This window comes from Yinghuangia seranimata, from assembly GCF_029953285.1.
Taxonomy (GTDB): Bacteria; Actinomycetota; Actinomycetes; order Streptomycetales; family Streptomycetaceae; genus Yinghuangia; species Yinghuangia seranimata.
The window spans coordinates 259,877-283,126 of record NZ_JASAOI010000019.1 but is presented as its reverse complement, the minus strand read 5'-3'; the positions used below and the strand labels follow the sequence as shown (position 1 = coordinate 283,126).

Annotated in this window: 23 protein-coding genes; 16 read left to right on the top strand and 7 right to left on the bottom strand. The window is 71.2% G+C overall.

Features of this window, described 5'->3' with window-relative positions:
- Positions 1–281 (top strand): hypothetical protein (locus QI554_RS14090; protein ID WP_281469892.1); only part of this gene is annotated, 281 nt, incomplete at its 5' end.
- Between the two features lie 121 nt (positions 282–402).
- Here the strand turns inward: QI554_RS14090 and QI554_RS14085 are convergent.
- Complete coding sequence (locus tag QI554_RS14085; protein WP_281469891.1) at positions 403–627, bottom strand: hypothetical protein; 225 nt, start codon at positions 625–627, stop codon at positions 403–405.
- A 37-nt stretch (positions 628–664) separates the two neighbouring features.
- Between QI554_RS14085 and QI554_RS14080 the strand changes: the two genes are divergently transcribed.
- Positions 665–1,534, top strand: a complete 870-nt coding sequence (locus tag QI554_RS14080; protein ID WP_281469890.1) for a hypothetical protein — start codon at positions 665–667, stop codon at positions 1,532–1,534.
- A 131-nt stretch (positions 1,535–1,665) separates the two neighbouring features.
- Here the strand turns inward: QI554_RS14080 and QI554_RS14075 are convergent, their stop codons facing one another.
- Together QI554_RS14075 and QI554_RS14070 are read right to left on the bottom strand one after the other, a co-directional pair.
- Positions 1,666–4,026: a collagenase gene (locus tag QI554_RS14075; protein ID WP_281469889.1), complete on the bottom strand. Its 2,361-nt coding sequence runs from the start codon at positions 4,024–4,026 to the stop codon at positions 1,666–1,668.
- 243 nt (positions 4,027–4,269) lie between these two features.
- Positions 4,270–5,178: an IclR family transcriptional regulator gene (locus QI554_RS14070; RefSeq protein ID WP_281469888.1), complete on the bottom strand. Its 909-nt coding sequence runs from the start codon at positions 5,176–5,178 to the stop codon at positions 4,270–4,272.
- A 93-nt stretch (positions 5,179–5,271) separates the two neighbouring features.
- Between QI554_RS14070 and QI554_RS14065 the strand changes: the two genes are divergently transcribed.
- Positions 5,272–6,399, top strand: a complete 1,128-nt coding sequence (locus QI554_RS14065) for an LLM class flavin-dependent oxidoreductase (RefSeq protein WP_281469887.1) — start codon at positions 5,272–5,274, stop codon at positions 6,397–6,399.
- 120 nt (positions 6,400–6,519) lie between these two features.
- Positions 6,520–6,957, top strand: a complete 438-nt coding sequence (locus QI554_RS14060; protein ID WP_281469886.1) for an SRPBCC family protein — start codon at positions 6,520–6,522, stop codon at positions 6,955–6,957.
- A 92-nt stretch (positions 6,958–7,049) separates the two neighbouring features.
- Here QI554_RS14060 and QI554_RS14055 read toward each other — a convergent pair whose 3' ends face one another.
- Entirely contained in the window at positions 7,050–7,760 is a 711-nt protein-coding gene (locus QI554_RS14055; protein ID WP_281469885.1) for a M50 family metallopeptidase, read from the bottom strand.
- A gap of 90 nt (positions 7,761–7,850) precedes the next feature.
- Here QI554_RS14055 and QI554_RS14050 point away from each other — a divergent pair, with 90 nt between their 5' ends.
- Positions 7,851–8,792 carry a DUF7064 domain-containing protein gene (locus QI554_RS14050; RefSeq protein WP_281469884.1) on the top strand — a complete coding sequence of 314 codons (942 nt, stop codon included), beginning with the start codon at positions 7,851–7,853 and terminating at the stop codon, positions 8,790–8,792.
- 66 nt (positions 8,793–8,858) lie between these two features.
- Positions 8,859–9,977: a PP2C family protein-serine/threonine phosphatase gene (locus tag QI554_RS14045; RefSeq protein WP_281469882.1), complete on the top strand. Its 1,119-nt coding sequence runs from the start codon at positions 8,859–8,861 to the stop codon at positions 9,975–9,977.
- 32 nt (positions 9,978–10,009) lie between these two features.
- Here the strand turns inward: QI554_RS14045 and QI554_RS14040 are convergent, their stop codons facing one another.
- Positions 10,010–10,945, bottom strand: a complete 936-nt coding sequence (locus QI554_RS14040; RefSeq protein ID WP_281469880.1) for an alpha/beta hydrolase — start codon at positions 10,943–10,945, stop codon at positions 10,010–10,012.
- Positions 10,946–11,094: 149 nt separating this feature from the next.
- On the opposite strand from QI554_RS14040, the gene pucD reads away from it, so the two are divergent.
- On the top strand, positions 11,095–13,416 hold the full coding sequence (pucD, locus tag QI554_RS14035; protein WP_425527969.1) for a xanthine dehydrogenase subunit D: 2,322 nt from the start codon (positions 11,095–11,097) through the stop codon (positions 13,414–13,416).
- Positions 13,417–13,532: 116 nt separating this feature from the next.
- On the top strand, positions 13,533–15,050 hold the full coding sequence (locus QI554_RS14030; protein ID WP_281469897.1) for an APC family permease: 1,518 nt from the start codon (positions 13,533–13,535) through the stop codon (positions 15,048–15,050).
- 59 nt (positions 15,051–15,109) lie between these two features.
- On the opposite strand, the gene QI554_RS14025 is transcribed toward QI554_RS14030, so the two are convergent.
- On the bottom strand, positions 15,110–15,715 hold the full coding sequence (locus tag QI554_RS14025) for an LURP-one-related family protein (RefSeq protein ID WP_281469878.1): 606 nt from the start codon (positions 15,713–15,715) through the stop codon (positions 15,110–15,112).
- A 62-nt stretch (positions 15,716–15,777) separates the two neighbouring features.
- Here QI554_RS14025 and QI554_RS14020 point away from each other — a divergent pair, with 62 nt between their 5' ends.
- Both QI554_RS14020 and QI554_RS14015 read left to right on the top strand, forming a co-directional pair.
- On the top strand, positions 15,778–16,359 hold the full coding sequence (locus QI554_RS14020; protein WP_281469876.1) for a helix-turn-helix domain-containing protein: 582 nt from the start codon (positions 15,778–15,780) through the stop codon (positions 16,357–16,359).
- A 55-nt stretch (positions 16,360–16,414) separates the two neighbouring features.
- Positions 16,415–16,537 (top strand): hypothetical protein, encoded by a 123-nt coding sequence (locus QI554_RS14015; protein ID WP_281469874.1) that lies wholly within the window; start codon positions 16,415–16,417, stop codon positions 16,535–16,537.
- A gap of 55 nt (positions 16,538–16,592) precedes the next feature.
- Here QI554_RS14015 and QI554_RS14010 read toward each other — a convergent pair whose 3' ends face one another.
- Positions 16,593–17,795, bottom strand: a complete 1,203-nt coding sequence (locus tag QI554_RS14010) for an alpha/beta hydrolase (RefSeq protein WP_281469872.1) — start codon at positions 17,793–17,795, stop codon at positions 16,593–16,595.
- A 299-nt stretch (positions 17,796–18,094) separates the two neighbouring features.
- On the opposite strand from QI554_RS14010, the gene QI554_RS14005 reads away from it, so the two are divergent.
- From QI554_RS14005 to QI554_RS13980, 6 genes are read left to right on the top strand one after another with little or no spacing between them, the layout of a single operon-like run.
- Positions 18,095–18,799 carry a nucleotidyltransferase domain-containing protein gene (locus tag QI554_RS14005; RefSeq protein WP_281469869.1) on the top strand — a complete coding sequence of 235 codons (705 nt, stop codon included), beginning with the start codon at positions 18,095–18,097 and terminating at the stop codon, positions 18,797–18,799.
- Positions 18,800–18,850: 51 nt separating this feature from the next.
- Positions 18,851–19,726: an AAA family ATPase gene (locus tag QI554_RS14000; protein WP_281469868.1), complete on the top strand. Its 876-nt coding sequence runs from the start codon at positions 18,851–18,853 to the stop codon at positions 19,724–19,726.
- 1 nt (position 19,727) lies between these two features.
- On the top strand, positions 19,728–21,119 hold the full coding sequence (locus QI554_RS13995; protein WP_281469865.1) for a vWA domain-containing protein: 1,392 nt from the start codon (positions 19,728–19,730) through the stop codon (positions 21,117–21,119).
- Entirely contained in the window at positions 21,120–21,992 is an 873-nt protein-coding gene (locus QI554_RS13990) for a heavy metal-binding domain-containing protein (RefSeq protein ID WP_281469864.1), read from the top strand.
- A gap of 1 nt (position 21,993) precedes the next feature.
- Positions 21,994–22,863 (top strand): heavy metal-binding domain-containing protein, encoded by an 870-nt coding sequence (locus QI554_RS13985; RefSeq protein ID WP_281469862.1) that lies wholly within the window; start codon positions 21,994–21,996, stop codon positions 22,861–22,863.
- The gene (locus QI554_RS13980; RefSeq protein WP_281469860.1) at positions 22,856–23,248 is read left to right on the top strand and encodes a hypothetical protein; all 393 of its coding nucleotides are present in this window, start codon (positions 22,856–22,858) and stop codon (positions 23,246–23,248) included. The genes QI554_RS13985 and QI554_RS13980 overlap by 8 nt, the downstream gene beginning before the upstream one ends.
- Positions 23,249–23,250 lie beyond the last annotated feature (2 nt).

Sequence of the window (23,250 nt, the reverse complement as noted above, 5' to 3'; positions counted from 1 at the left end):
TCGTGGACGCGCGGACGAACGCCGTTCAGAACAACGACTACCTGCGGTTCCTGAACGAGGTGAAGCGCTACAACCCGTCCGACGCCTGCCTCCAGGCGATCGCGGACCGCACCACGCAGGCCGGATGGCCGGACGGATCCCTCTGGGGCCTGACCGACCCCTCGTGCGCCGACACCCTGACCAAGGCGGCCGCCGACAAGAGCAGCGCGTGGAACGCCCTGTTCTCGTGCGTCCTGAACCAGGCGTTCTCGACGTGCGCCGCCTACATCCCCCCGCAGTGACAGCACCTGGATCCGGCATGTCCACATCCCCTCAACGACGGATCTCCCGCATGGTCGGGACGTCGTGCTTGGCCGCCGCGGTCGCCCTGCCGGCGGCCGCCGTGGCGGCCACGGCGCCCGATCACCCGGCGCGCGCTCCGAACGCGGCGTCCGTGGACACTCCGCCGCCGAGCAGCCAGCCGCCGAGCAGCGAGCCGCCGACCGGCGGCGCCACGTCGCAGGCGCCGAATACGTCGGAGCACTCGGAGGGCCCGCCGACGAGCGGGAAGCCCGCCACCTCTCCGAGCTCCGGCACACCGTCGGAGTTCACAACCTCGTACACGACGAAAACGAAGACGAAGATCACGACGAGTCCACCGGAAGGGCAGAAGTACGACGCAGCGGTGACGCCCGCGGAAGTGGAAGCGGAGATCAAGGGGCTGAACGTCTCCGAGGACGTGAAGCAGAGGCTCCGGGAGGGGCTGGCCGTGGCGGTGAACGCCATCAACAACCCGGCCACACCCCAGAAGGACAAGAACTCCTTCATGTACATCGTGGACAGCATCAACCAGGCGCTGAAACTGATCCAGGACCCGACCACGTCGCAGGCGGACCGCGCGATGTACCTGAAGTACGTGCAGGGGATCAACGAGGCGACCAGACTGACGCAGGACGCGAACCTCTCGGCGACGGACCGGGCCGTCTACCTGCAACTCGCGAGTGCGCTGGCGTCCTACACGACCAACCTCCAGGATCCCGGCCTTCCCGCCGTGTACAAGGGCCTCTACATCAAGATCGCGGACTCGATCACCAACGGCCTGCTGGCGGCGGTGGATCCGAAGACGGCGCCGAAGAAGCCCGAGGACCAGCAGAAGGTCAAGCAGATCCTCCAGGACACGAACACCACTGCCGCGGCCGCGCTTGCGGTCCTCCAGGACCCGAACGCGACGCCGGAAGCCAAGCAGCAGGCCCAGCAGCAGGTCCAGGCGATCGTGGACGCGCGGACGAACGCCGTTCAGAACAACGACTACCTGCGGTTCCTGAACGAGGTGAAGCGCTACAACCCGTCCGACGCCTGCCTCCAGGCGATCGCGGACCGCACCACGCAGGCCGGATGGCCGGACGGATCCCTCTGGGGCCTGACCGACCCCTCGTGCGCCGACGCGCTGACCAGGGCTCTCGCCGACAACGACACCAAGTGGAAGAGCCTGTACATGTGCGTCCAGAACCAGCCGTTCTCGACGTGCGCCGTCTACATCCCCCCGGAGGGGTGAGCGGACCTCCCGCGCGGTGCCTGACGCCGTGCCACGATGGGGGTCCGGGCGCCCCGCGCTATCACCGCGGGGCGCCCGGACCGTTCATGAGTGGTCGTCAGGTACGACCGGTACCGCAGCGGTACGACGGGCTACGGGCGCAGCGGCCCCTCGCACGTGTACCAGGACGTCGCCGCCTTGCCGTTGCTCCACAGCTCCGGGTCGGCGTAGTAGCAGTTCATGTCCGCGAGGTTGTTGGTCGCCGCTCCGGCCCGGGTCAGGATGAAGTAGTCGACCGTCGCGTCCATGTCCTTGTGCACCTGGCCGGGCTGGGTCGAGGCGATGTTCGCCGTGATCATGCCCTTGCAGGTGAACCGCGGGTGCCCGTCGGTGGCGGTGGTCGCGCACGTCGGCGTCGCCCAGGTGGACGTCGCGAACGCCTGCTGGACCTCGGCCGTGTTCGCCGACGCCAGCTGCGCGACCGGGGTGTACGACGCGCTCGGGATGGTGAGCTGGTCGACGCCCGCGATCTGCTGGTCCAGGAAGGCGTCGTACGCCGCCTGGTACTTGGTGCCCATGCGGTTGAGGAAGTCGTCGAACGCGGCGACGTTGTTCGCCCGCAGGTCGCTGTACATCTCGCGCAGCTCGTCCGGGTGGTCGCGGCCGAGCATCGCCCAGAACGCGCACGCGTACGAGTAGTAGCGGAAGAAGTAGCCGGCGTCGTCGTACTTGAAGTGCAGGATCTCGTTGACCGACGGACGGCTGTTGGTCTTCAGGTCCTTGATGATCCGGTCGATCTGCGACTTGCGGACCTTCACGCCCTGGTCGCGGGTCGAGCCGGCGAAGTACTCCGCGGTGCCCTCGTCGAACGACGTGGTGCGGTTGTCGGTGTACCAGGGGGCCTCGCCGAACAGGCCCGGCACGGCGTAGCGGCCGTTGAGGTAGTGCGTGTACTCGTGGCGGAACAGCTCCTCGAGGGTGAGGAGCGAGTCGCGCGGGATGACGCGCTGGTACGTGTAGAACGTCGCGCCGTCCTCGATGTACAGGCCGCCGTTGTTGGTGCCGTAGCCGTACAGGAAGTACTGGTACTTCTTGTAGTCGGCCATGGCCTCGTACAGGCGCATCGTCAGCTTGTGGTTGACGTCGCCGGCGACCGGCTGGTCGCTGCCCACGATCCGCAGGAACTGCGTCTTGACCTGCTTGGACGCGTAGTACAGCTGCTCGACGGTGGCCGCGTCGAGGCCGGTGTGCACCTCGAAGTCGCCGTTGTCGTAGCTGTAGGTGTGCGGGAACAGCTTGGCCTCGAGGTCGGCCTTGCACACGTCGTACTGCTTGCAGAGCCCGTAGTACTCGAGCCAGTGCGCGGTCTCGCTCCACACGACGCCGTACTTGCCGTAGGCGTTCTCGGTGACCGTGAGGAGGTCGGCGAGCCCGGCGGTGACCTCGGCGCGGACCGCCGGGACCAGGCCGATGCGGCCGTACTCGAAGATGCCGTTGCGCAGTAGGCCGCCGGCGTTGGCGTTCAGGTGGGTGTAGCCGACGAACGCCTTGAGCGCGGCGCGGTACGCCGGGTCGGCGGCGACGGCGGCCCGGTAGGCGTCCGCCTCGTAGACCATCCCGTTGTAGACCTGGACCTGGGACTGCAGGGTGACGTTCTGCCAGGCCGGGTCCTGCCAGGCCGTCGTGCTTCCGTTCATGGCGTTGAAGACACCCGCGAACAGCCCGAGTTGCCGGGGGCGCACGGTGTCCGTGCCGGCGGAGATGACGACCTCGAGCATGGTCGCCGCGGAGTTCGTCGTCGCACCGAACGCCTTGGGGTTGGCGCGGTACGCGTCGATCGCCGCGCTGAGCGGGTCGAGCACGGCCGGGACGCGCAGGTTGACGTCGTTCGCGTTCCAGTCGATGTAGAGCGCGGCGTGCGTGAAGTACCAGAGCTCGTAAAGGTTCTGGTTGTCCGTGCCGTCGTAGCTCGGGGCGAGCTGGACGATCCGGTCGAGCACCGCCTTGAGGTGACCCGGTGTCAGGACGCGGGCCAGCTCGGGGGAGTAGGTCCACAGGAACGGCTTGAGACAGGTGGACGCCTTGACGTCCGGCCGCACCAGGAAGTCCGCCAGCTGCTTCGGGGACAGCTGGGAGAACTCGGCCAGGGTGCAGCCCGGTACCGCGGCCGGGGCGGCGAACCGCGAGACCGCCGGCGCCGGGGCGGCCGCCGGGCCGTTGGGGGCCTTGCCGGTCGCGGGAACGTCCTTGCCGGCGACGGTGATCGACCCTGGGCGGCTGTCGGCGGCCGAGCCGGCGGTGCCCTTGCCGAGGTGGTCGACGTCGTCGGCGGTGCCGCCTTGCGGGGTGGCCGTGGTGCCGCCGGCCGGTGCGGCCGACGTGGTGCTGTGGGGTGCCGGTGCGGGTGCGAGCCCGGCGGCGGAGGCGCCTGTCGCCGGCAGAACTGCCAGCGCGAGTGCGGCCAGTGACGCGCTTGTGGCGATCAGCGGCCTGCGGCGCACGCGTATGCCCATTCGTGCCCTTCCAGGGGCGGGGCCGCGGTCGGCGGCCCACGGGTGATGGAGCAGGACGCGCAGAACAATTGCACATGTCACATGTGACAACAACACTGCAGCACCGTAAATCTCTGGTAAACGCCCCGTTGGTTCGCAGGCGAAAACCCTCCATCGCGTTGGTTGTCGCGGGGCGGAGTTCGGCCGTGCCGCGTGGCCGGAAATCGGCCCTGTGTGGTGTGTGTGAGGGCTGCCTGCGAACGGCTAGAGGTCGTACAGCGGATCCGGCGTCCGCCCGCCGGTCTGCTTCGTCACCAGGCGCGCCGTCGCCGCCAACCGGTCGCCGTGCGCGGTGACCTGGCGGCCCGTCACCTGCCGCAGCCCGTTCAGCGTCAACGCGAGGGCGACCTGTCCGTGGGCGTCGAAGACCGGGGCCACGATGGTGGTGATGTCGTACGTCGCGTCCGGCTCGACGCCGACCAGCTCGTAGTCCTCCTCGCCGAGCGCCGCCGCCAGTTCGGCCAGCCGCTCGCGCAGCCGCGGCGCCTCGCGCGGCCGGTCGGCCAGCCGCTCGAGCGTCGCGCCGATCTCGGTGCGCGTGGGGCTCTCCACGGTGATCGAGTAGCCGCGCTCGCGCACGGCCGCCAGCGTCACCGGCAGGTGGACGCGTGCGGTGGCCTGCATGCGGCGGTCCAGCCGGCCCAGCCACGCGTCGACGTCCTCCTGCGCCGACCATGCGAAGAAGACCTGCCCGAGCGGCGGGACCAGCGGCATGCGCTGCCCGACCCGGATGTCCGCCGACGTCAACTGCGGCCGCCCCTCGACCGCCAGGATCACCAGGTCGTCGCCGACCGACACACTGATGATCGCCTCGGTGCTGAACTCCTCCGCCAGCAGCCGCATTTCGCCGCGCGCCAGGTCGACCGCACGGTTGCTGCGCAGCGCCGCGTCGCCCAACGCGACCAGCGCGGGCCCCAGTTCGTATGTCTTGCGGCGCGGATGCCGGACCAGGTAGCCCGCGTCCTCCAGTGCCTGGAGCACCGAGAGCGCCGAGGCGAGGTTGATGCCGAGCGACGCCGACAGCTCCGACAGCGTGAACGTGCCGCCGGGGTGCGCCGCGAAGAAGTTGAGGATGTCGATCGCGCGACCGGCCGCGAGTGCGGGGCGGACCATGGCGGACTCCCTTGCTCTGTGCCGGTGCTCTCGTCAGACTTCTATCAGATTTCAAATCGGTTTTCAGAATATCAAAACCCGAGGAGTTCGCCGATGAAACTGGACGTGCTCTACGAAGTCGACGTCCCGCGCCCCTGGCACGGCGAACACCCGTACGGCCAGCGCCGCGAGGAGCAGCGCGCCTACCGCGAGGCGGTCGAGCAGATCAGGCTGGCCGACCGCGTGGGCTTCAACACCGTCTGGGCCGTCGAGCACCACTTCCGCGAGGGCCGCTCGCACATGCCGTCCTCCGAGGTGTTCCTCGGCCACCTCGCCGGGATCACCGAGCAGATCCGCATGGGCTTCGGCGTCACGCTGACGCCGTTCGGCTTCACGCCCCCGCAGCGCATCGCGGAGAAGGTCGCCACCGTCGACATCCTGTCCAACGGGCGCGTCGAGTGGGGCACGGGCCGCTCGACGCCGATGGAGCAGACCGCGTTCGGCGTCGACATCGCCACGTCCCGCGACGACTGGCGCGAGGCCATTGAGATCGTCTGCGGCATGTGGCGCGAGGAGCACTTCGAGTACCAGTCCGAGCGCTTCACGTTCCCGCGCCGCATGGTGACCCCGAAGCCGTTCCAGGACCCGCACCCGCCGGTGTGGATGGCCGCGACGTCGCAGGGCTCCGCCGAGGTCGCCGGGTCGAACGGCCTGGGCATGCTGTCGTTCTCGATCATGCAGCCGCTCGAGGTGATGGCCGCCCAGGTCGCGGCGTACCGCGCCGCCGCCGCGAACGCGACGCCGCTGACCGACGTGACGACCGACAAGGTCGCGGCCTACACGCTTGTGCACACCACCGGTTCCAAAAAGGTGTCGCAGAAGGTCTGGGACTCGGTCGCCTGGTGGTACAAGAACCTCGCGATGTTCACGCTCGAGTGGGAGCTGCCGCACCTGACGCCCGAGGAGCGGGACCGGACCTTCCCGCTCCTCAAGCCGCTGTTCGAGGGCGAGGTCCCGGTCGAGACGTTCGACGCCGCCGACATGATCGTCATCGGCGACGTCGAGACCTGCATAGAGAAGATGAAGCGCTACGCGGACCTCGGCGTCGACGAACTCATCTGCTACGTCCAGTGGGGCTTCCTGGACCACCAGGACATCCTGAAAACGATCGAGATCCTCGGCAAGGAAGTCATCCCGGAACTGGACAAGTACACCCCGAAGCCGCAGTCCGCACCGGCCTGAGGGGCGTCCGGCCGAGACCTGCCCGACACTGACGCGCGTCAACCCGTCGCGGATTCGGAGCCCCGGGCGCGGAGGTGGTTTGCTTGGTGGCCATCAGTTGTCCGAGTACGAGGAGTGGTCATGGGGCAGGTCAACGCCGATGCGTCGCGCGATGTCGCGGGAGAGCCGGACGCGGTGTTCGCGGCGCTGTCCGACTACGTCGCGACCCGCCCGAAGCTGTTGACCGAGCACTTCTCCGGCTACGAGGTCCGCGAGGGCGGCCAGGGGGCCGGAACCGTCGTCTACTGGCGCCTCCAGGCCACCGAGAAGCGCTCGCGCGAGTGCCTGTTCGACGTCACGCAGCCGGCCGACCGCACGCTCGTCGAGACCGACCGCAACTCCACGATGGTCACCACGTGGACGGTCGTCTCGTCGGGTCCCGGGCGCAGCCGCGTCAACGTCAACACCCGCTGGCAGGGCGCGGGCGGCGTCGGCGGCTTCTTCGAGAAGCTGTTCGCGCCGTCCGGGCTGCGGAAGATCTACGACGGCGTGCTCGTGAAGCTCGACGAGACCGCCTGACCGGTGCCGGAGACGGAAGAGGCCGGGCCCCAGGGCCCGGCCTCGGTCGTTTCCGGCGGCTACGAGTCGTCAGCCGTCGGACGTCCCGGACGTCACGCCACGAGCCACCCCGCCGCCGTCCCCGCGCTGACCGCGGACACGATGCCGAACAGGCCCACCCACGCCGCGCCGGGGATGCGCGTCAGCGTCGCGAGCTGGTCCGCGTCCGACCACTGCGCCTGGCGCCGGCGGCGCATCTGCTGGAGCTCGACGACCGGCCGGATGCCGGCCGCGAGCAGGAACCACACCAGCAGGTAGGCGAATCCGGCCTGCACGTCCGGCTTGGCCAGCCACGACACCGCGAACACCACGCCGCCGACGAGGACGAGCGCGAACGCGCCGTACAGGTTGCGGATCATGGTCAGCATCAGCGCGAGCCACAGCAGCGTGATCCACAGCGTCATCGTGATGTGCCCGTTCGCGAGCAGCGCCGCGCCGCCCGCGCCGAGCAGCGACGGGGTGACGTACCCCGCGAACGCCGTGAGCACCATGCCGAGCCCGGTCGGCTTGCCGACCGAGACGGTCACACCGGACGTGTCCGAGTGCAGCCGTATGCCGGTCAGCCGGCGCCCCGTCGCGAGCGCGGCAAGCGCGTGCCCGCCCTCGTGCGCGATCGTCACCACGGTGCGCAGCGGCCGCCACACCGGCCGGTAGAGCACCGCGAGCACGGCCGCCAGGCCCGTCGCGAGGATCAGCCAGCGCGGCGGATCGGGCTGGGTTCCCGTCACCCGGTCCCACAGTTCTTGCAGCGACACCGTCTCCACGCCCGCTCCGACCTCCCGCCGCGCGCACCGGGCGCATCCTGCACACCCGTGATAATTGACCTTGCCAAGTATTCGTAGTACTCAGGCGTCATGACGACGCACCCCGACGACGAGTTCCACCCGCCGACCAGCGACGACCCGTACTGGACGGAGACGTGCTGGTTCACGTTCACGGTTCCCGAGCGCAAATTGTCGGGCCAGCTGTACCCCTTCTTCAGGCCGAACCAGAAAGTCGCCGCCGGCGGGGCCTACTTCTGGGACGACACGGGCCGCCACATGCACGACTGCCTGTACGCCAAGAACTTCTGGCACCTCCCGCTCCCCGACCAGCCCCTCAGCGACATCCAGCTGCCCAACGGCATCAGCTACCGCTGCCTGGAGCCGCAGAAGGTGTACGAGGTCAAGTACGCCGACCCGGACGGCGGCGACGAGATCTCCGTCGACCTGACCTTCACCGGCGTGCTGCCGCCCCACTACCTCGGCGACAAGCACGTTGACCAGCCCGGCCGCTACACCGGCGAGATCGTGCTGCGCGGCGAGGTGATCCCCGTCGACGCGTACGGCTTCCGCGACCGCTCGTGGGGCGTGCGCTCGCAGTTCGGCCAGGGCCTGATGACCTCGCCGGCCAAGCGCGGAGGCTACAGCTACGCGACCGCGTCCGAGAACGACGCCTTCCACGCCATCACGATGGACTTCGGCACCGGATGCGTGGCGATCCACGGGTACGTGCTGCGCGACGGCGTGTGGTCGAAGCTCGCCAAGGGCCGCCGCGAGGTCGTCGAACGGGACGACGTCAGCGGCTGGGCGACACGTGTCGTCCTGGAGGGCGTCGACGAGCTCGGCCGCGAGCTGCACGCCGAGGGGCGCATGGAGAACCGGCTCGGCTTCTTCCTCAACCCGAACCTGTTCACCGTCAACTGCCTGGCGGAGTGGACCTTCGACGGCGTGACCGCCTACGGCGAGGACCACGAGAACTTCTCGGCCGCCGAAATGCGGCGCTTCAGCCGGGAGTTCCGCGGCGAGAAGGCCTGACGACGCGGTCCGGCCGGCGGCGGAGGCCGGCTGGCGGCGCGGACATGTCCCGATATCGTGGGACCTGTGAGCACCAAGCCGAGACCCGCGCCGCTTGCCGGACGCCTCGGCCGCGGGCCCGACTCCCCGTACACCGCCGCCTGGGTGTGGTGGGCGCCGTACGCCGTCATCGTGCTGGACGTGGTGTGCGAGATCCTGCTGCCGCGCAGCTGGGCCTCCGGCTTCGTGCTCGTCGCCGTCCCCGTGCTCGCCGCCATCACCCGGCCGGCGCGGCTCGTCGCCGCGCTCACGCTCGTCGCCGTCGGGCTCCAGCTGCTGTTCGCCTGGCGCTTCGACCACCTGTCCGAGGTCCACCACGTCGGCATATACGTCGCCACCGGCATCGTCGGCGTGATCAGCGTCGAGCTGTCCGTGCAGCGCGAACGCGACGCGCGGCAGCTCGTCCAGGCCCGCTCGGTCGGCGAGGCCGTGCAGTTGATGCTGCTGCGCCCGATCCCGGCCGCGCTGGGCCCGGTCCGCGCCGCCGGCTACTACCAGGCCGCGGACACGCGGGCGCAGGTCGGCGGCGACCTGTACGACCTGTGCGCGACCCCGTACGGCGTCCGCGTGCTCGTCGGCGACGTGCGCGGCAAGGGCCTGGCGGCCATCCAGCACGTCGGCACCGTGCTCGGCAGCTTCCGCGACGCGGCCCACGAGATCCCCGACCTCGCCGAGCTCACCGACCGCATGGAGCGCCGCCTCGCGCGCGAGGCGGCCGACGCGGGCGACGCCGAGCTGTTCGTCACCGCGCTCTTCCTGGAGTTCCCGCCCGACGCGCCCGAGGTCCGGATCGCCGACCGCGGCCACCCCTCGCCGGTCCTGGTCCGCTACGGCGGCGCGGCCAAACTGCCCACCCGTCCCGGCGTGCCGCTCGGACTCGGCGCGCTGGGCGGCGCCCCGACGGAGGTCACCCGGCACCCGCTCGCGCCCGGCGAGGTGCTGGTCGCGCACACCGACGGGGTCAGCGAGGCGCGCGGCACCGACGGCGAGTTCTATCCGCTCGCCGACCGGCTGGCCGCGCACTTCGGCGGGTGCGACGTGCTCGACCCCGGCGCCGTCGCCGGCTTCGTGCGCGAGGACCTGGCGGAGTACGCCGTCGGCACGCCCGACGACGTGGCCGTGATCGCGCTGGCCCGCGCCGACTGATCCGGCGCGGGCCACCCGCGTCCCGGCGGGTCTCAGCGGGCGAACGCCGCGCGCAGCGCCGCGTACGACCCCTCGACCGCCTCGGCGCAGCCCGGCACGAAGTCCGCGAAGCTGACGAACCCGTGGCACATCGTGGGGGCGTCGTCGAGCGTCGTCGGCACGCCGGCCGCGGTCAGCTGCGCGGCGTACGCGACGCCCTCGTCGTGCAGCGGGTCGTGCCCCGCGACGACGACGTGCGCGGGCGCGAGGCCGGTGTGGTTTTCGGCCAGCGCGACCGCGCCGTACGGGACGAACCGCTCCCGCGGCGTCCGCGAGAAGTACATGTCCTCGAACCACGCGATGGCGTCCGGCGGCAGCAGCGGGTCGGCCTGGTTCGCCTTCTGCGAGTCGGTGCCGACCAGGCCGGTCGCCGGGTACCACAGCAGCTGGAAGGTCGGCTGCGCCGTGCCTCGGTCGCGGGCCATCAGGCACAGGCCGGCGGACAGCGAGGCGCCCGCGCTGTCGCCGCCCACCGCGACACGGGAAGGGTCGCCGCCCAGCTCGGCGGCGTTCTCGCGGACCCACAGGTAGGCCGCGTAGCAGTCCTCGTACGCGGCCGGGAACTGGTGCTCGGGTGCGAGCCGGTACTCCACGGACACGACGACGCAGCCGACCTGCTCGGCCAGCTTGCGGGTCACGCCGTCGTGCGACTCGATGTCGCCGATGCAGAAGCCGCCGCCGTGGAAATAGACGAGCACGGGCAGGCCGACCTCGTCGCTCGGCCAGTAGACGCGCGCCGGAAGGTCGGGGGCGCCGTCGGGGCCGGGGATCGTGCGGTCCTCGACGCGCGGCAGCGGCGTCGTCATCGGGCGCACCGAGAGCCGGCGCCGCATCTCCGCGCGGAACTCGACGGGATCGCCGGCGTACGCCATCGGCGGCGCGAGCGTGAGGAACGCGCTGAGCTGGGCGTCCATAGGCGGCAGCGACATGGTCTCTCCCCGGGGTCCGGCGGTACCGCGATCGTGGCACTCGGTGTCATTCGTGCGGCACTGTACGGCGCGCCCCCTGCAAGGTGAAGCCCCGCGGCGGGATCCTTGAGGGAGTGGACGGGGAACGAGACTCCGACGAGGGGGTACGCGTGGACCACCCGACCAGCGGAACCGGAACCGGCACAGGCGTCGGAACCGGCACCGGCACGTCGACCGAGACGCCCGCCCGACCTGCGGACGGGGGCATCGGCACCACCCCGCCGCGCCCCGACGGCATCCTCAAGGTCAAGGGTGCCTTCGCGTACGCCTCCGACCTGTGGGCCGACGACATGCTGTGGGGCGCCACACTGCGCAGCCCGCACCCGCGCGCCCGCATCACCGCCGTCGACATCGGCGAAGCGCTGGCGCTGCCCGGCGTGTTCGCGGTGCTGACCCACGAGGACGTCCCCGGGCAGAACCTGTACGGCCTGGAGACCGCCGACACCCCCGTCCTCGCCGAGGGCGAGGTGCGCTTCCACGGCGAACCGGTCGCGGTCGTCGCCGCCGACCACCCGGAGACCGCGCGCCGCGCCGCCGCGCGCATCAAGGTCACCTACGAGCCGCTGACCCCCGTGGTGACCGAGGAACAGGCGCTCGGACCCGGCGCGCCGACGCTCAACCCGCACTTCCCCGGCAACGTGGTCGCCCGCCAGCCGGTGCGGCGCGGTGACCCCGACACCGCGCGCGCCGACGTGGTCGTGCGCGGCCACTACGTGATCGGCATGCAGGACCAGGCGCCCCTCGGCCCCGAGGCGGCGCTCGCCGTGCCCGCCGAGGACGGCGGCGTCGACCTGTACGTGGCGACGCAGTATTTGCACATCGACCGTGCGCAGCTGGCCCCGGTCCTGGGGCTGCCCGAGGAGAAGGTCCGGCTGACCCTCGGCGGGGTCGGCGGCGCGTTCGGCGCGCGCGAGGACATCACCCTCCAGGCGCACGTGTGCCTGCTGGCACTGCACACCGGCAAGCCGGTGAAGATGATCTACGGGCGCGAGGAGTCGTTCCTCGGGCACGTGCACCGGCACCCGGCGACGCTCGACTACGAGCACGGCGCGAACCGCGACGGGAAGCTCGTCTACGTCAAGGCGCGCATCGTCCTCGACGGCGGCGCCTACGCGTCCACCACCTCTGCGGTGGTCGGCAACGCGGCCGGCCTGGGCATCGGCCCGTACTACGTCCCGAACGTCGCGCTAGAGGCGATCGGCATGGTGACCAACAACCCGCCGTGCGGCGCGATGCGCGGCTTCGGCGCGGTGCAGGCGTGCTTCGCGTACGAGAGCCAGATGGACCGGGTGGCCGCCGAACTCGGGCTGCACCCTGTCGAGTTCCGGCAGCGCAACGCGCTCGCGCAGGGAGGGGTGACGGCGATCGGGCAGGTGCTGGACGCGCCCGCGCCGGTCGCCGAGCTGCTCGGCATGGTGCGCGCGCTGCCGCTTCCCGCGGAGCCCACCGACCAGCGCGAACTGCCCGGCGGCTACTCGTACTCGACGCGCGGCGAGGGCGTGCGGCGCGGCGTGGGCTACTCGGTGGGCGTGAAGAACGTGGCGTTCTCGCAGGGCTTCGACGACTACTCGACCGCCCGGGTGCGCCTGGAGGTGGTCGCGGGGGAGCCGGTCGCCACAGTGCACACCGCGGCCGCCGAGGTCGGGCAGGGCGGGGTGACCGTGTGGTCGCAGATCACCCGCACCGAGCTGGGCGTGGACCGGGTCGTGCTGCATCCGGCGGACACGCGGGTGGGCTCGGCCGGGTCGACGTCGGCGTCGCGGCAGACGTACGTCAGCGGCGGCGCGGTGCGCGACGCGTGCCGCCTGGTGCGGGACGAGGTGCTGCGCCGGGCCGGACGGTCGGGCGACTGCCTGCTGTCCGGCGGAAAGATCGTCGGCGCGGACGGCCGCGTGCTCGACGACCTCGCGCGGGTGCTGGGCGACACGCCGGTGGAGCACACCGCCGAGTACCGGCACCGGAAGACCGCCGTGCTCGACCCGGTGACGGGGCAGGGCGACGCGTTCGTGCAGTACACGTTCTGTGCGCACCGCGCGGTGGTCGACGTCGACACCGAGCTGGGGATCGTGAAGGTGGTGGAGCTGGCCGCCGCGCAGGACGTCGGGCGGGCGATGAACCCGCAGGCGGTGGTCGGGCAGATCCAGGGCGGCGGGGCCCAGGGTATCGGCCTGGCGTTGACGGAGGAGATCGTGGTGCGCGACGGGCTGGTGGTGAACGGCTCGTTCACCGACTACCTGATCCCGACGATCGCCGACGCGCCCGCGATGCCGGTGCAGATCCTCGAGCTGCCGGACCCGAACGCGCCGTACGGCGTGCGCGGGGTGGGCGAGGCGCCCACGGTCTCGTCGACGCCGGCGGTGGTCGCGGCGATCCGCGCGGCGACGGGGCGGGCGGTGGACCGGATCCCGATCCGCCCGGAGGACCTTCTGTAGATGTCCCGGTTTGTCCTGGGAAGCCCAGGCGTGCCGGTCAAAATTCCATCGATGCTGACTTATTCTGGTCGATTGTGACCAATCAGCACACGCATGACCATCACGGCTCCGATCATCTGCACTATCGGGACGAACCCGATATCCGGGACAAGGGCCTGAGTCACAACGCGATCGGCCTGGTCGGCAGCGTGGTGGTCGCGATCTCGACGGTGGCCCCCGTCTACACGCTCACCGGCGCGCTCGGCCCGACCGTCCGCGAGGTCGGCCTGCACCTGCCGGCGGTCTTCCTCATCGGCTTCATCCCGATGCTGCTGGTCGCGTTCGCGTACCGCGAGCTGAACAAGGTCGTTCCCGACGCGGGCACGTCGTTCACCTGGACGGTCAAGGCGTTCGGCCCCCGGGTCGGCTGGATGACCGGGTGGGGACTGGTGATGGCCACCATCATCGTGCTGTCCAACCTGGCCGGCATCGGCACGTCGTTCTTCTACCTGACGCTCGGCAAGCTCGCCGGCAGCGACTGGGTCGCGTCGTGGGACCACAACAAGGCGATCCACATCCCGACCACCATGGTCTTCATCGCCGCCGCGACGGCGATCAGCTACCGCGGCATGACGGTCACCAAGCGCGTGCAGTACTTCCTCGTCATCCTCCAGTTGTCGGTGCTCGCGCTGTTCATCGTCATGGCGGTCACCAAGGCGCAGGCCGGTGACTTCGACACGTCGCTGTCCTTCTCGGCCGGCTGGCTCAACCCGTTCGGCATCGACAACTTCGCGGCGCTCACCGCCGGCCTGTCACTGTCGATCTTCATGTACTGGGGCTGGGACACCGCCCTGACCATGAACGAGGAGACCGCGGGCGGCCGCAACGTGCCGGGCCGGGCCGCGATGCTCACGCTGCTGGTCGTCGTGACCGCGTACCTGCTGACCGGCATCGCCACGCTCATGGTCGCGGGCGTCGGCGACACCGGGCTCGGCCTCAACACCGACAACGAGAACATCTTCGCCAAGCTCGCCGACCCGGTCATGGGCTCCGGGCTCGGCACGATGCTCTACGTCGCGGTGCTGGCCAGCTCGGTCGCGAGCCTGCAGACCACCTTCATCCCGGTCGCCCGCACCGCGCTCGCGATGGCCACCTACGAGGCGCTGCCACCCGCGTTCGCCCGCGTGCACCCGAAGTACCGGACCCCGGGCTACGCGACGATCGTCGCGGGCGTCGTCACCGGCGTTTTCTACACCGTGATGACGCTGGTCAGCACGTCGGTGCTGCAGGACACCATCGCCGCGCTCGGCCTCATGATCTGCTTCTACTACGCGCTGACCGCGTTCTCCAGCGTCCGCTACTTCCGCCACGACCTGCTGCGCGACCCCCGGGACTTCCTCATCAAGGGCCTCATGCCGCTGGCCGGCGGACTCATGCTCGGCGCGATCTTCGTCAAGACACTCGTGGACGCGTGGAGCCCGGGCTACGGCAGCGGCAGCTCGGTGCTCGGCGTCGGCAGCGTGTTCGTCATCGGCGTCGGCGTCCTGGTCATCGGTGTCGTGGTCATGGAGGTCATCCGGGGCCGCAACCCGCGCTTCTTCCGCGGTGAGGTCCTCAAGGTCGACACGCCCGTGCTGGTGCCCGACGAGGGCTGACCTCCCGCCCCGGACGCCGGAGCGCGGGCCCGGATACCCGGGGCCCGCGCGGCGTGCCGTCAGCGGTTCTGGATGGCGTCCATCGCCACCGCCACGCAGATCCCGAAGCGGCGGTCCATCGTCGGGTCGGTGAACGTCACGAAGTACTGGTCGCGCAGCTTCATCTGCCGCTCGACGTGCAGCACCGGAGCCTTGGTGTCGTCGCCGACGAAGTCGAAGTGGTAGGTCGGCGCCGGCAGGAAGTCGCCCACCACCGGGATGAACCCCCACAGCCGCCGCAGGATCGCGCCGAACAGGCTGCGCTCCTGCCCGGTCGCCCGCTCGGCGCCCGGCCGCTCCAGGTGCCACGTCGAACGGATCAGCGACTTCTTGAAGTTCTTCGAGAACACCCCGAGCGGCGTGCCGTCCACGGCGGTGACGTCGTGCTGTGCGCGCACGTCCAGCACCTGCCGGGCCTTGAAGCGGGCCAGCTCGAACTGCTTGCTCTCGTCCGTGTAGAGGACGACCTCTTCCTTGAGCTTGCCGCGCTTCTGCTGCGCGTATCCGACGACCGCGCCGTGCGAGCCGTCGGGGTTCACCAGGTGCACCACGTACTGGTTGACGATCAGCCGGAAGTTCTGCCGGATGATCAGCTGCGACTGTCCCTGAAGCAGGGCTATGTCCATGAGGGTTTTGCCTCCAAGGCAAGAAAATTGCCACGTGTGGTGCGGCTGGCTAGCGTGATGCTATGCCCGAATCCCCCGGCCTCGGCAAACGCCTGAAGTCGGCCCGACTCGCGCTGGGGCTGACGCTCGACGAGGCCGCGGACGCGAGCGGCCTGTCCGTCCCGTACCTGTCCCGGCTCGAGAACGCGCAGCGCCAGCCGTCGCTGCCCGCCCTCCTGACCCTGGCCCGCGTCTACGCCACCGCGGTCTCCGTCCTGCTCGGCGAGAGCGCGGCCGGCGACGAGCCGGTCGTCCGCGCCAAGCAGGCCGAGCCCTTCCAGGCGCACGGCTGGACGTACTGGCGGGCCGGCAGCCCGCGGCGCGGCATGCAGGCGCTGCGCGTCCGCGTCCCACCCGGACGCGCGCGGGGCCCGGCGCGCGTCCACCCCGGGGAGGAGTGGCTGTACGTCACGGCCGGCCAGCTGCGGCTGACCCTCGGCGACACCGTCCGGATGCTGGCGCCCGGCGACGTCGCGCACTTCGACTCGGCGATGCCGCACGTCATGGAGTCCGCCGACGAGCACACGCCCGTCGAGTTCCTCATGGTGCACGCGGCGCCCGCGATGGTCGGACTCACCGCCTGCCTGCCCCCCGCCACGCACTGACCCACCGACCCCGCCGCACCCCCTCCTGCGCTCCGACCGAAAGGACGCGTGTCCCATGGCGCTGCCCGAAAACGAGAAGAGCCGCGAGAACGGCATGTGGATCCGGCTGTCGATCTACGTGCTCGGCTTCGCGGTGATCTTCGGCACCCTGATGATCGTCGCGGCCGCCAACCGCTGACCGGCACCCCCGAACCGACCGCGCGCACGGACTGATCCCACCGTGCGCGCGGTCCTCAGCGCGACGGCGACGTACGGGCCTGCACGACGTCCCGCGGCGGCTCCCCGACGCGCGCCCCCAGCCACTCCAGCGCCGCCGGGATGCCGGCCGACCAGGTGTGGAAGTTGTGCCCGCCCGACTGCGCGACCACCGTCGTCACCTCGTTCGGCGCCCGGAACTTCAGCGCGAACTTCTGCATGTCCCGCACCGCGTGCCCCTCGCCGCGCGCCGCGAACAGGTACATCCGCAGCGGCCGTTCACGCGGCCGGTCGATCGTCACGATCGGGCTGTTGTCCTTGCGCGCCTGCTCGTCGCCCTTGTACAGGTCGCCCGTCGTCATGTCGGTGATCGCCTTGTAGTAGCCCGACAGGCTCGCGGCCGCGCCGAACCGGTCCGGGTAGCGGATGGCGAGGTTCGCGGCGCAGAAGCCGCCCGTCGAGTAGCCCATGATGCCCCAGCGCGCGGGGCGTTCCGCGGTCCGGAAGTTCGCCGCGACCGCGTCCGGCACGTCCTCCCCGAGGTAGGTCGCGGCGCGCGCGCCGTCCACCGCGTCCACGCACTCGCTGTCCCGCCCCTGCACCGGGTTCTGCTCCGGCAGCACCGCGATGACCGGAGGCACCCGGCCCGAGCCCATCAGCCCGGCGAGGATCCGCTCTATCCGCATGCGCCGCACCCACGTGCTCGGCGTGCCCGGGTAGCCGGACTGCAACTGGATCACCGGGAACCGCTCGTCCGCCCGCGCCGGGTCGAAGTACGCGGCGGGCAGGTACACGTGCGCCGGCAGCGAGTGCCGGGACCTCGCGCCGGTCACCGTCGTCGACACCAGGACGCCGTGCCGGGTGTCGAGCCTCTTGTGCGCCGAGAGCCAGCCGGGGACCCCCGGCCCGGGTGTCGCCGCGTCGGCGCGCAGCCGGTCCGGGCCGTCGACGTGCGGCACGTGCAGCTTGGGCCCCGGCGGCCCGTCGGCGATCGACAGGACGTCCGAGACCGTGCTGTAGAAGTACATCTGGCTGTTGACCGCGGCCAGGATCGTCAGCGTGACCATCAGCTGCGTCACGATCAGCGCGGTGACCCGGCGGGTCCTCTTGAGCCGCCTGCGGTGCCAGGTCAGCACGGTCGCGACGGCGGCCCCCACCGTCGCCAGCGCCATGCCCAGTACGAACCACCAGCTTGTGATGTCCATGTCCCATGCCGGTCGAGCGGCCAGCCCGTAGCCCATCGACCTTCCCTTCCGATCAAGCGAAGGGACCGGCCTGCACCACCGTCCCCCTCATCCCCGTTGTGTGAGGCTCGCTCCATCCTCGGCCGGAACCGGATCGCGGTCATCGGCCGAGGGTCGTGGCCTCCTCTCACCATTTGGGCGTAGGCAAGGCGGCTTTGTCGTCGGGGAAATCCACTGTCTTCGGGCCGCAGCCCTCCCCGATACTCATGTCCGGACCCGACCCCACCCGGACCGGAAGCCGAACCCGGGGACCCGGGAGCGTCGGCGCCGCCTCACCACGCGAAAGGCCTACGGTCGTGACTCAGGACACCGGAGCGACGCTGCTGCTAGGTGTGGTCGGCTCGACCGCGTACGGGCTGGCCGGCGAGGGCTCCGACGAGGACCGGCTCGGCGTCTACCTCGCGCCGCCCGCCGACGTGCTCGGGCTGCGCGGGCCCTCGGTGCTGACCGGTTCGCGCGTCACCACCGACCCCGACGTCACCGTGCACGAGCTGTACAAGTTCACGACCCTCGCCCTGAAGGGCAATCCGACGGTCAGCGAACTGCTGTGGCTCGACGGCTACGTCGTGGAGACCGAGGGCGGCCGCGCGCTGCGCGAGGTCCGGGAGGCGTTCCTGTCGACGGCGGCGGTGCGCGGCGCGTACGGCGGCTACGCCCTGCAGCAGTCCCGCAAGCTGCTGTCCCGGCACGGGGCGGGGCAGCGCGGCTTCTCGTCCGACCTGGCCAAGCGCACCGCCAAGCACGGCCGGCACTGCCTGCGGCTGCTGCGCCAGGCGCGCGGCCTGCTCGCGACCGGTCACCTGGCGATCGACATGTCCGCGCAGCGCGAGGAGCTGTTCGCGGCCGGCGAGCTGGCCGCGTCCGACCCGGAAGCGTTCGCGGCACTGTTCGAGAGCGAGTTCGCCGCGCTCGAGACGGTGGACTCGGTGCTGCCCGAGCACCCCGACCACGCGCGCGTCGAACGCGTGGTCGTCGAGCTGCGCCTGGCCTCGATGCGCTGACTACGGCTCGGTAGCATCTTGACCACGTCAAGCTGAGCCGAGGGAGCCGCCGTGTCCTTGTTCACCTCGCCCGAGGACGCGCGCGCCCGGCTCGCGGCCGGCGACTACCTGGCCGACGCGCACATCGCGACCACCGTCTTCCTCGCCGACGCCCTCGGCAAGCCGCTGCTCGTCGAGGGCCCGGCCGGGGTCGGCAAGACCGAGCTCGCCAAGGCGGTCGCCGCGGCCACCGGCGCCGACCTGGTGCGCCTGCAGTGCTACGAGGGCCTCGACGAGGGCCGCGCGCTGTACGAGTGGAACTACCGCAAGCAGCTGCTGCGCATCCAGGCCACCCCCGAGGGCCAGGACTGGAACGCGACCCACGACGACATCTTCAGCGACGAGTTCCTGCTCGCCCGGCCGCTGCTGACCGCGATCCGGCGCACCGAGCCGACGGTGCTGCTGATCGACGAGACCGACAAGACCGACGTCGAGGTCGAGGGCCTGCTCCTGGAGGTGCTGTCGGACTTCCAGGTCACCATCCCCGAGCTGGGCACCGTCACCGCGGCGCGCCGTCCGTTCGTCGTGCTCACCTCGAACGCGACGCGCGAGCTGTCCGAGGCGCTCAAGCGCCGCTGCCTGTACCTCTACCTCGACTACCCGACGCCCGAGCGGGAGCGCGACATCGTGCTCGCCCAGGTGCCGGGCATCACCGACGCGCTCGCCGAGCAGCTGGTGCGGACCGTGGCGACGCTGCGCGCGCTGGACCTGAAGAAGTCGCCGTCGATCGCCGAGACGCTGGACTGGGCGCGCACGCTGCTCGCGCTGGAGGCGGACGCGCTGGACGAGGAGGCCATCGCGCGCACCCTCGGCGTCGTCCTCAAGCACGTCTCCGACCAGAACCGCGCCGCCAAGGAACTCGGGCTGCCCACCGCAGAGTTGGGCTGACATGGCACTCCTCGAACGGCACGTCGGGTTCCTGGAGGCGCTGCGCGGCGCCGGGCTCCCGGTCTCGCTCGCGGAGGGCCTGGACGCGGCGCGCGCGCTGACCGTCCTCGACCTGGTGGACCGCGAGGCGCTGCGGGCCGCCTACGCGACGACGCTGGTGAAGCGGCCGACGCACCGCGGGACCTTCGACACGCTGTTCGACCTGTGGTTCCCGGCGGCCGTCGGGGACGGTGTCGCCACCCCGCCGGCGGGTGAACGGGCGGAGCGGCCGCTGCGGACGGGCCCGCTCACCCCCGACCCGGTCGCCGAGGCGATGCGCGAGCGATTGTTCGACCTGCTGCTCGACGGCGACGAAGCGGGCATGCGGCAGCTGGTGCGCGAGGCGGTGGCCGCGTACGGGCGCTCGCCGGCGTCGGCGCCGCGGCAGACCTGGTCGGCGTACGCGGTCGGCTCCGCGCTCGACGCCCGCACCCTGATGGCCGGGCTGCTGCGCGAAGTGCTCGCCGGACAGGACCGCGGCGGGCTCGCGGAGCGCACCGCGCGGCGCGCGCTCGAGGACCGGCTCGCGGTGCTGCAGCAGATGATCACCGCCGAGGTGCGCCGTCGGCTCGCCGAGGACGCCGGCGCCGAACGGGTCGCGAAGGTCGCGGTGCGGCCGCCCCTGGAGCACCTCGACATCCTCCGCGCGACCCGCAACGACCTGGCCGAACTGCGGCGCGCCGTCCACCCGTTGGCCCGCCGCCTGGCGACCCGGCTCGCGGTCAAGCACAAGGCCGGGCGGCGCGGGCGGCTCGACTTCCGGCGCACCGTGCGCGCGTCGCTGTCGACCGGCGGCGTGCCGGTGCGCACGTTCCACCGGCCGCGCCGGCCGCACAAGCCCGAGCTGGTCGTGCTGTGCGACGTGAGCGACTCGGTGGCGTCGTTCGCGCACTTCACGCTGCTGCTCGCCTACGCGCTGCGTGAACAGTTCACCAAGGTGCGGGTGTTCGCGTTCGTCGACAACCTCGACGAGGTGACCGGGTTCTTCGCGCCGGGCGTGGACGTCGGCGACGCGATGAAGCGCATGACGTCCGAGGCGGACATCGTGTGGGTGACCGGGCGCACCAACTACGGGCGCGCGTTCGACCTGTTCGCGGAGAAGTACCCGGACGTCGTGGGCCCGAAGACGGCGCTGCTGATCCTCGGCGACGCCCGCTCCAACTACGGGCAGCTCGCGCTCCCGACGCTCGCGAAGCTGGTCGAGGCGGCGCGCCGCGCGCACTGGCTCAACCCCGAGCCGCGGCGCGACTGGGACACCGGAGACTCGGCGGCGTCGACCTACGACCGGGTGGTCCCAATGGTGGAGTGCCGTAATCTTGCCCAACTGGCCGCGTTCGTCGAGGAGTTGGCGTAGGTGCAAGCGGGGGGCGGGATAGGCGGGCCGGGGGACGCCGCCGGCGGTTCGGCGGGACCCCGGGGCGCCGGCACCTGGGACTCGGCGTTGTCGGCCGAGGAGTTCGTGGCGATCAAGGGCGCCGGGTTCGAGCCGGTCGGGCAGGTGCTCGGCACGGCCGTCTTCCACATCGGGTACACGGGCGCCTGGAGCTGCCCGGGACCGTGGTCGGCGCCCGGCGTGACGAGCGTCCGATCCTCGTGGTCGGCGCCGTCGTTCGGGCCGATGGTCGCGACGCTGTACGAGGCGCGCAGGCTGGCGCTGGCCCGCGCGGTCGCGGAGTGCCGCGAGCTCGGCGGCGACGGGATCGTCGGGGTGAAGCTGCGGATCGGTCGGTTCCCGGCCGGGGGCGTGGAGTTCACCGCGCTGGGCACCGCGGTCCGGGCGCACTCGCGCGTCCGGCCGCGCAGACCGTTCACCTCGCACCTGAGCGGCCAGGACTTCGCCAAGCTCGTGCACAGCGGATGGGTCCCCACCGGACTCGTCCTCGGCATCGCCATCGCGACCCGGCACGACGACTGGCGCAGGTTCGGCCGGAACACCTGGCGGCTCGAGAACCAGGAGATCGACGGCTACACCTGGCTGATGAACAGCGCCCGTCGCGACGCGCGGCGGCAACTGGCCCTCGACGCCGGGAAGCACGGCGGCGACGGGGTGGTGCTGGACGAGATCGACCTGAATGTGCGCGAGAACGAGTGCCCCGCGGCAGAAGGTTCGCGCGACGTCGTCGTGGAGGCGGTCTTCGTCGGCACCTCGATCGCCGGGTTCCGCCGCTCCGAACGGGCGGCCGGGCCTGGAACACTGACCATCATGAGACTGGAGCGCGAGCGCTGACATGACCGAGCGAGCAGGGTGGGAACCGGCCGGGACGGGGGAAAGCGCGCAGCCGGCCATGGAGGGCGTCCCCGAGGACGCCATGCGGCGGCTTGCGCAGCTGCGGCCGGGGGAGAAGGGCTCGCTGTTCACGTCGGACCTGACGGTGAACGAGTTCCTGCTGGTGCGCGAGGCCGGGTTCCGGCCGCTCGGCCTGGTGCTCGGCTCCTCGGTCTACCACGTCGGCATCCAGCTCGGCCGGTGGTCGAAGAACCAGGAGCTGACGAAGCTTTCGCAGGCGATGTACCACGCGCGCGAGCTGGCGATGAGCCGCATGGAGGCCGAGGCGAGCGCCTTGGGCGCGGACGGCGTCGTCGGCGTGCGGCTGGACATCCAGTTCAAGGAGTTCGGCTCCGACATCGCCGAGTTCATCGCGGTCGGCACCGCGGTGAAGGCGGACGGCGCCGACCCGGGAGCCGGCGGCACGTGGCTCAACAACAAGGGCAGGCCCTTCACCTCGGACCTGTCCGGCCAGGACTTCTGGACCCTGATCCGTGCCGGGTACGCGCCGCTGGACATGGTCATGGGGTCGTGCGTCTACCACGTCGCGCACCAGCGCCTCGGCCAGGTGCTCAACACGGCGGGACGCAACGTCGAGATCGAGCAGTTCACCCAAGCCCTCTACGACGCACGCGAGTTGGCGATGACCCGCATGCAAGCCGAGGCGAGCGCCCTGGAGGCCGAGGGGATCGTGGCGGTGCAGCTGCGGCAGCACTCGCACACGTGGGGGTCGCACACCACCGAGTTCTTCGCGATCGGGACCGCGGTGCGCCCGCTCCGCGACGACCACGTCATCGACCGGCCGACCATGGTGCTGAGCCTCGATGCCTGACTTCGAGGTGGAGCTGCTGGCCGCGGCGTTGCGCCGGGACAGCGCGGACCTGAACCTCTACGCCACAGTGTTGTCGGCGAACCTCGCCGACTCGCTGCCGCCCGGTGCCGTGACGGTCACGCGCAGGCGTTCGCTGGCGGAGCGGCTGGCCGGCCGCGAGGGCTCGGTCGCCGAACTGGACGTCGCGCTCGGCGAGCAGCGGCTCGCGCTGCGGGTGGAGCACGGCCGGGTCGTCGGGGAGGTCTGCCACGAGGTCCGCGGCGTCGTGCTCTCGCGGCGCCAGGTGGGCCTGGACGAGTGGATCGACGTGCTGGCCCGGGCGCTGGCCGCTGCCGCGGCCTCGAACGCCCGGGCCCGCGAGGCCGTCGAACGCTTCCTGAACTGACC